This window comes from Vibrio sp. OPT18, from assembly GCF_015163615.1.
GTDB classification, from domain to species: Bacteria; Pseudomonadota; Gammaproteobacteria; order Enterobacterales; family Vibrionaceae; genus Vibrio; species Vibrio coralliirubri.
In genome coordinates this window covers 146845-153299 of sequence record NZ_JADDYK010000081.1, presented here as the reverse complement: position 1 = coordinate 153299, position 6455 = coordinate 146845, and the positions used below count along the sequence as shown (strand labels likewise).

Below are 6455 nucleotides of genomic sequence, written 5' to 3'. Positions count from 1 at the left end.
CAATATTGAGCACACTACAATCTGGCTCACCAAAAGCGAGCACACTCGCAAGTAACTAGGGATTTACAGAACCAGAATCAACAAAAGGAGTTGAGCGATGAGTTCTAAAAAGGAAGTTTATTTCGTTCCACACCAAAGCCACTGGCCATTGGTGGGTGCTGTAGCACTGTTTTTGGTCGCAGTTGGCGCTGGCTTGACGGTGCAAAACATGGGAACCGACGCCGCTGGTGGTGTATTTGGCAAAGCGGTGTTGTTAGTCGGGTTTGCTGTGCTGCTTTACATGCTCGCAGGTTGGTTTAGCAATGTGATCACAGAATCATTGAGTGGTCTCTATTCTGAGCAGATTTCTCGTTCTTTTAGACAAGGAATGAGTTGGTTTATTTTCTCCGAAATCATGTTCTTCGGCGCTTTCTTTGGCGCGCTTTTCTATGCTCGCATGATTTCTGTGCCTTGGATTGGTGGTGCGGGCAATAATGAAATGACCCATGAAGTATTGTGGCCGATGTTCCAATCAATATGGCCACTAACGACTACCCCTGATGGCGTAACGACACAAGCCATGCCTTGGCAAGGTATCCCGCTTAAGAACACTATTATTTTGCTGCTCTCCTCTGTGACGCTGCACATGGCACATATCAGTCTTGAACAAAATAAGCGTATGGCTTTGATCGTCTGGTTGGAGATAACCATTGTTCTGGCAGGCTTCTTCCTGTTCTTCCAAGTTGAAGAGTACCTTCACGCTTATCAAGAGATGGGGCTGACACTTCAGTCTGGTATCTACGGTAATACCTTCTTTTTGCTGACTGGGTTTCATGGTTTACATGTCTGTTTAGGGACGATCTTTTTGATTGTGTTGCTGGCAAGGGTTGCGAAAGACCACTTCACTCCAAAAGACCACTTTGCGTTCCAAGCGGGCAGTTGGTATTGGCACTTTGTTGATGTGGTTTGGTTAGGGCTGTTTGTGTTTGTTTATGTGCTTTAACGGTTGAGCCTATAGGGGATTAATAGGGGCGGGGGTTAGGAGTTATTATTCCTGATCCCAAAGCAAGTAATAAAAGTAACACGACAACGGCTGACCACATGACACGACGACCCAAGAAGTGACTGAGTCTTTTTCCATTGTGTTTGCCCGAGGCGATTTGGATTAGACCTTTCATCAAATTGAAAGCGATAAAAAACAGCAAAGCGACCAATACGACTTTAAATAACAGAACAAAGGTAGATGACACCATAGTGATAACTCCAAACCGATTGATTGATGATGAACACAAGTTCCGCAGTAAAGGTTTTTGGATAGCGGTTGTTTTAACTGTGGTTTCAGTCGGCGCTTTAATCAAGTTAGGTTTATGGCAACTCGATCGTGGTAACGAGAAATTACGTTATGAACAGCAATTAGCTGAGAGAGCACAGCTATCGTCACAACCTTTAGATGTCGTTTTTTCTGAGTTGCGAGATATGGATTTATCTGGGCAAGAGTCATTAAATCCTCAAACCCTAAACGGGTTAAAGGCGGATGTTGAATTAGTAGATGCGAGTGGTTTGATGCTCTTGTTAGACAACCAGATAAACCAAGGAACGGTAGGGTATGTGATTTACATGTTGGGTAAGGTTCGTCTTGAAGATGAAAACCAGTCCTTAGTGGCTGAAAAACAGTTGTTGATCGATCTTGGGTTTGTTCCGGCAAGTAATGACAGAAGAGAACTGCCGCAACTAGGAACTATCACTGTACCAACCAAAATGTCAGGGCGCTTGTATACACGCTCCGTTAACCCTTTAAGTCATGAGTTGGGTTTAGAAAATACGACACCGAATAGAATCCAAAACCTAAACATAGCAGCGTTATCACAGTATACAGGGCAAGAAGTGCTGCCCTTTGCCTTCCAACCTCAGAGCTTAGATTCCTGGCCTTATGAGTTGTTATGGCGACCGACGGCGATGAAATCTGAGAAGCACTTTGGTTACTCGTTTCAATGGTTTGTAATGGCTGCTGTACTTCTGTTTTTGATGTTGTTGATTGGGTTCCGTCATTTTAAGAAAAATAGCCACATGAATAAGAAGTAGGCACTTGAAGTTTAAATAGCGGCTTAAACGCATCACCTGCAACAAGGAAGAAAGATGGATAAATCTCAAACACAAATGAACAGGGAAAGTACCGATGCAAATATGGCCGAGCTTAAAAGCCGTCGTACTAAGGGGCGTCTGGTATTAATCGGATTAGTGTTGATTTTCGCTTTGCCTGCGATTATTGCCAAAACCGTGTTGGATCAGAATTGGTACACATCAGGCGTCACTAACTCGGGCGAATTGGTAGAACCAAGAACCACACTAGCGGATTTCGGCGTAACGGTACCCATGGCTGGAGAGGGGTGGTTAGTGGGTTATATTGCGCCGATAGAGTGCGAAAGCTTGTGTGAACAACAGCTTCATTATTTGAATCAAAGCTACTTGGCGTTAGGGAAAAATAAAGAGCGAGTGACCGCCGTTGTTTTTGTATCGGAAGGTAACTCGTTAACGGGGTCGCTTGATAAGCCGGATTTGTCTTTGTTAGCTGGTGGCGATCAGTTAAGTACCGAGTTTTCGCCGGCTTCCATTGTCATTATTGACCCACTAGGTCAGTTGGTTATGGAGTACAAAAGCGTTTCGGAACCGTCGCAGTTAGTCGAGCAATCCAAAGGCATGATTCATGATTTAAGAAAGCTACTTAAGCTATCAAGAGTCGGGTAGTTGATGAGCTTAAGTCTATAAGCTTTAGCAGATGCCGCGAATGCTTGAGCTTAAGCAGCGAAAAGGGAATAAGTATAGGGAGATAAGTGATGCAGAATAAAGCCCCTGATTTACTGATGCTCGTGATGAGATTAACTATCTTGTTAACCCTTACCGTGATTGTTCTCGGCGCTTATACACGTTTGTCTGATGCTGGCCTTGGCTGTCCTGACTGGCCAGGGTGTTATGGGAAGATCACCGTTCCTTCTGATGCCCAAGCGGTGAATCAAGCCAATCTGCAATTCCCTGATCGGGCTCTCGAAGCAGACAAAGCGTGGATAGAGATGATACATCGCTACTTTGCAGGAACATTAGGGCTGCTTATCTTTGTCGTTGTTGCTTGGTGTATTAAAAAGAACATCACACCAGTCGGTCTTCCATTACTTATCTCGGCTACTGTGATCTTTCAGGCTTTGCTTGGAATGTGGACGGTGACTCTCAAGTTGATGCCCGTTGTGGTTATGGCGCATTTGATGGGGGGCTTCACGTTGCTGTCACTGTTGTGTCTGCTCTACTGTCGTTTGTCTCAATTCCAAAGCCGTTTTGGCGAGGCTTCTTATTCTCCAACACTTAAAGTTTGGGCGCTGTTTGGGTTACTCATTGTAGTGGGGCAGATACTGCTTGGTGGTTGGACATCGTCAAACTATGCCGCTTTGGTGTGTACCCAATTGCCTATTTGTGAAGGTAACTGGATGAGCTACCTCGATTTCAAAAATGCGTTCGATTTTGCTCAACATGGACACGACAACTATGAGTTTGGCGTGTTGGAGTATCCCGCGAGGCTCACCATCCATGTCATGCACAGGTTCGGGGCTATTGTGGCGACATTAACGGTGCTGATGGTCGTGTACCAGTTATGGAAGTTTGGCCAAGCACCTCACCAAAAGCTGAGCGTGATTGTCGCAATAGTGTTGTTTACTCAAATCAGCCTTGGGATCAGTAATGTATGGTTTCACCTGCCAATCTCAGTCGCGGTTTTGCATAACCTAGTCGCAGCGATGCTGCTCATCTGCATGGTTGTAACCAATTTTGTGGTGTGGCAACGCAAACCGAGTGAGAGCTTGGTGAAGAACAGTGTATTACAAGGAGGTAATCATGGTCAGTAGAACGTCAACGGAGTATGAAGTGGTGGTTCAAGACGCAGACTTAACTCATAAGATAACAGCCAACAATGACACAGCTTTGGATAACGAAATGGCTGCAAAAAACAAAGCCACTTGGAAAGTTTATTTAACGCTGACTAAGCCGAAAGTGGTGGCTTTGATGTTGTTGACGGCATTGGTTGGGATGTGTTTGGCCGTGCCGAATGGATTGCCTTTGCAACAAACTCTGTTCGGAATGATAGGGATAGGGTTAATGGCAGGTTCAGCGGCTGCGTTTAACCATTTGATCGATAAAAAGATCGACGGCCAGATGACTCGAACAAATCGACGTCCTTTACCATCAGGTGAGCTCAGCAGTGTGCGAGTATTCAGCTTTGCAGCAGGTATCGGTTTGCTTGGGTTTACTACGTTAGTGATATGGGTCAATCAACTCACGGCTTGGTTAACCTTTGCAAGCTTATTGGGCTATGCGGTGATTTATACCATGTACCTGAAGCGAGCGACGCCACAGAACATCGTAATTGCAGGGATTGCAGGCGCGATGCCTCCACTATTAGGTTGGACGGCAGTCACCAACGAGCTGCATTCAAACGCTTGGTTGTTGGTGATGATCATCTTTATTTGGACACCTCCGCACTTCTGGGCGTTGGCAATTCATCGTCGTGACGAGTATGCCAAAGTGAACATCCCCATGTTGCCTGTAACCCACGGAATCGAATACACCAAGACGTCTATTTTTCTCTATACCTTGTTGCTTAGCATCGTGTGTATATTGCCTGTATTGGTTGGCATGAGTAGCTGGATATATCTGAGCGCTTCATTGGTGCTCAACGGCGGTTTTGTTTATCACGCTTGGATACTTAAATATCGTGATGAACCTAATATGGCGATGAAGACCTTTAAGTTCTCCATCTATCATCTCATGATCTTGTTTGTGGCTCTGTTGGCAGACCACTATCTACTTTAATAACCGCATTTATGCTGTTGCTGAATAAGAAAACGGATGCTCTGGGCATCCGTTTTTGTTTGTCTAATTACACAAGCTTACATACTTGAAAGTAAGTAACTCGCTAACAATTAGTCCACTTTGTTCCAAGCATCTTGCCAGTGTGAACCTACACCAGGTTCGTACTGAGTTGCTGTTGGGGCCCATTGAACACAGTAGCCAGAGTATGGGAACTCTTTACACTGATAAACACCACCATCGCTGCTTAGAACCTTTGTTCCTGCAGTGTAAGATTCAATGCTTTCTGGGAACACAAAGTCGTAATCGCCCGCTGGTGGCGGTGTTTGCTCGTCCATCAGATGGAAATCAAGCGTGTTCTGATCCACTAAGTTGCCTTGGTCATCTTTCGTCACAACCACAAGCATGTGGTGGCCAGCTTCAGACTTAGACAGAGTCAGTTGAACACCTTCAACTTGTCCGTCTGTTAGCTCCGATTTCTGAGATGCAAGCGCTTCACGGTGATGGTTGTACACGGTAAGCTCAGCTTGGATATCGCCAGTTGCCGCTAACGTAAGATCAAGCTGAGTAGGTTGGCTCTCATCGATAATGTACTCTGACTCTAGACCTGTTACTTCTAGCTCATGCTCGGGTTCTGGAGTATCAATCTTGTAGCCGATTTCTACACTGTTAAAGCCAGAGCCTGCTTTTAGATAAACAGGGTTAGTGCCGTAAACGGGTGCGAAATCGCCATGGTCGTTCAATTGGCCTGCTTTGATTTGCGTCTGCTCTTGATTGATCTTAGAGGCAAGCGCGTAAGACCAGTTATTGGCTTTGCCTTGCTCAGAACTTTCAATCACAAGCTCTGTGCTGTATGAAGCGTTCTCACCAGATTGGTCAAATACACGCGTATAAACAGCGTCACCAACATTCAGGTCTTGTGTCGGATTGATTTGACCACCTTGATCCCAATCAGGAATGATAGGGCCGTCGCCATCAAATTTCACGTCGATAACGTTGTAGAAAGCCGCAGCAGTGTCACCTACATCCCATACCGCAAGGATCACTTGATAACCTTCACGCTCTGGCACATTACACAAGTGACTGACTTGCATCGGTGGCTGTTCCATATTGCCTTCAACAACACAGAATGGCGTCAAGTCAAAAGAGCTGCGTGCCAAAGGCTGGTTTGGATTCCAGTCTGGTTGAGTAATGTAATATTTCCAATCGCGAGTCTTGTGGTTAGCTGTGAACGTCCACTCAAAGTACTGAGAACCAGACTTGATCGGGCGTTTAACCCAGCGGTCTGCCTTTTGCTCGTCTAGCGCTGCTGCTAAAGAAGATTGCGCACTGGCAATTTTTCCATCAGCAGGGCCGACTTCCGGGAAGCCTTCAGGTCCTTCTACACTTTGTGGTTCGTATTGGATACCACCACAGTTGGTGTTTTTCTCTTGCGTATCACTCGCTGGGAACTTACATAAGGCAACACGGCTCTCAGCAACGCCATTGTTGTATGCAGAGACATAACCGTGACCGAAGCTTGCACCGCTTACGCTAAGAAGCGATAGCGCGATGAGTGATTTTTTTGGGAGTTGTTTCATTATTTGTCCTTACTGTATTTGGCCGACAAAAAAGAGAACACTCCG

Annotated in this window: 7 protein-coding genes; 5 read left to right on the top strand and 2 right to left on the bottom strand. The window is 45.6% G+C overall.

Going from position 1 to position 6455, the window contains the following annotated elements; translation table 11 throughout:
• The first annotated feature begins 97 nt into the window (after nucleotides 1-97).
• Entirely contained in the window at nucleotides 98-982 is an 885-nt protein-coding gene (locus IQQ51_RS21535; protein WP_009845661.1) for a cytochrome c oxidase subunit 3, read from the top strand.
• Nucleotides 983-1001: 19 nt separating this feature from the next.
• On the opposite strand, the gene IQQ51_RS21530 is transcribed toward IQQ51_RS21535, so the two are convergent.
• On the bottom strand, nucleotides 1002-1232 hold the full coding sequence (locus IQQ51_RS21530) for a DUF2909 family protein (protein ID WP_193842095.1): 231 nt from the start codon (nucleotides 1230-1232) through the stop codon (nucleotides 1002-1004).
• Between IQQ51_RS21530 and IQQ51_RS21525 the strand changes: the two genes are divergently transcribed.
• The 4 genes from IQQ51_RS21525 to cyoE all read left to right on the top strand — a co-directional run bounded on the left by IQQ51_RS21525 (nucleotide 1120) and on the right by cyoE (nucleotide 4833).
• Nucleotides 1120-2061 (top strand): SURF1 family protein, encoded by a 942-nt coding sequence (locus tag IQQ51_RS21525; RefSeq protein WP_193842094.1) that lies wholly within the window; start codon nucleotides 1120-1122, stop codon nucleotides 2059-2061. The two genes, IQQ51_RS21530 and IQQ51_RS21525, sit on opposite strands and share 113 nt — an antisense overlap.
• A 54-nt stretch (nucleotides 2062-2115) precedes the next feature.
• Nucleotides 2116-2724, top strand: a complete 609-nt coding sequence (locus IQQ51_RS21520; protein ID WP_193842093.1) for a hypothetical protein — start codon at nucleotides 2116-2118, stop codon at nucleotides 2722-2724.
• Between the two features lie 89 nt (nucleotides 2725-2813).
• Nucleotides 2814-3869, top strand: coding sequence for a COX15/CtaA family protein (locus IQQ51_RS21515; protein ID WP_193842092.1), 1056 nt, complete (start codon nucleotides 2814-2816; stop codon nucleotides 3867-3869).
• Nucleotides 3859-4833 (top strand): heme o synthase, encoded by a 975-nt coding sequence (gene cyoE, locus IQQ51_RS21510; protein WP_193842091.1) that lies wholly within the window; start codon nucleotides 3859-3861, stop codon nucleotides 4831-4833. The genes IQQ51_RS21515 and cyoE overlap by 11 nt, the downstream gene beginning before the upstream one ends.
• A 110-nt stretch (nucleotides 4834-4943) precedes the next feature.
• On the opposite strand, the gene gbpA is transcribed toward cyoE, so the two are convergent.
• Nucleotides 4944-6410 carry an N-acetylglucosamine-binding protein GbpA gene (gene gbpA, locus IQQ51_RS21505; RefSeq protein ID WP_193842090.1) on the bottom strand — a complete coding sequence of 489 codons (1467 nt, stop codon included), beginning with the start codon at nucleotides 6408-6410 and terminating at the stop codon, nucleotides 4944-4946.
• Nucleotides 6411-6455: the final 45 nt, after the last annotated feature.

Coding starts and splice junctions, on each gene's coding strand:
- IQQ51_RS21535 (WP_009845661.1), top strand. CDS start 98: ATGAGTTCTAAAAAGGAAGTTTATTTCGTTCCACACCAAAGCCACTGG.
- IQQ51_RS21530 (WP_193842095.1), bottom strand. CDS start 1,232: ATGGTGTCATCTACCTTTGTTCTGTTATTTAAAGTCGTATTGGTCGCT.
- IQQ51_RS21520 (WP_193842093.1), top strand. CDS start 2,116: ATGGATAAATCTCAAACACAAATGAACAGGGAAAGTACCGATGCAAAT.
- IQQ51_RS21515 (WP_193842092.1), top strand. CDS start 2,814: ATGCAGAATAAAGCCCCTGATTTACTGATGCTCGTGATGAGATTAACT.
- cyoE (WP_193842091.1), top strand. CDS start 3,859: ATGGTCAGTAGAACGTCAACGGAGTATGAAGTGGTGGTTCAAGACGCA.
- gbpA (WP_193842090.1), bottom strand. CDS start 6,410: ATGAAACAACTCCCAAAAAAATCACTCATCGCGCTATCGCTTCTTAGC.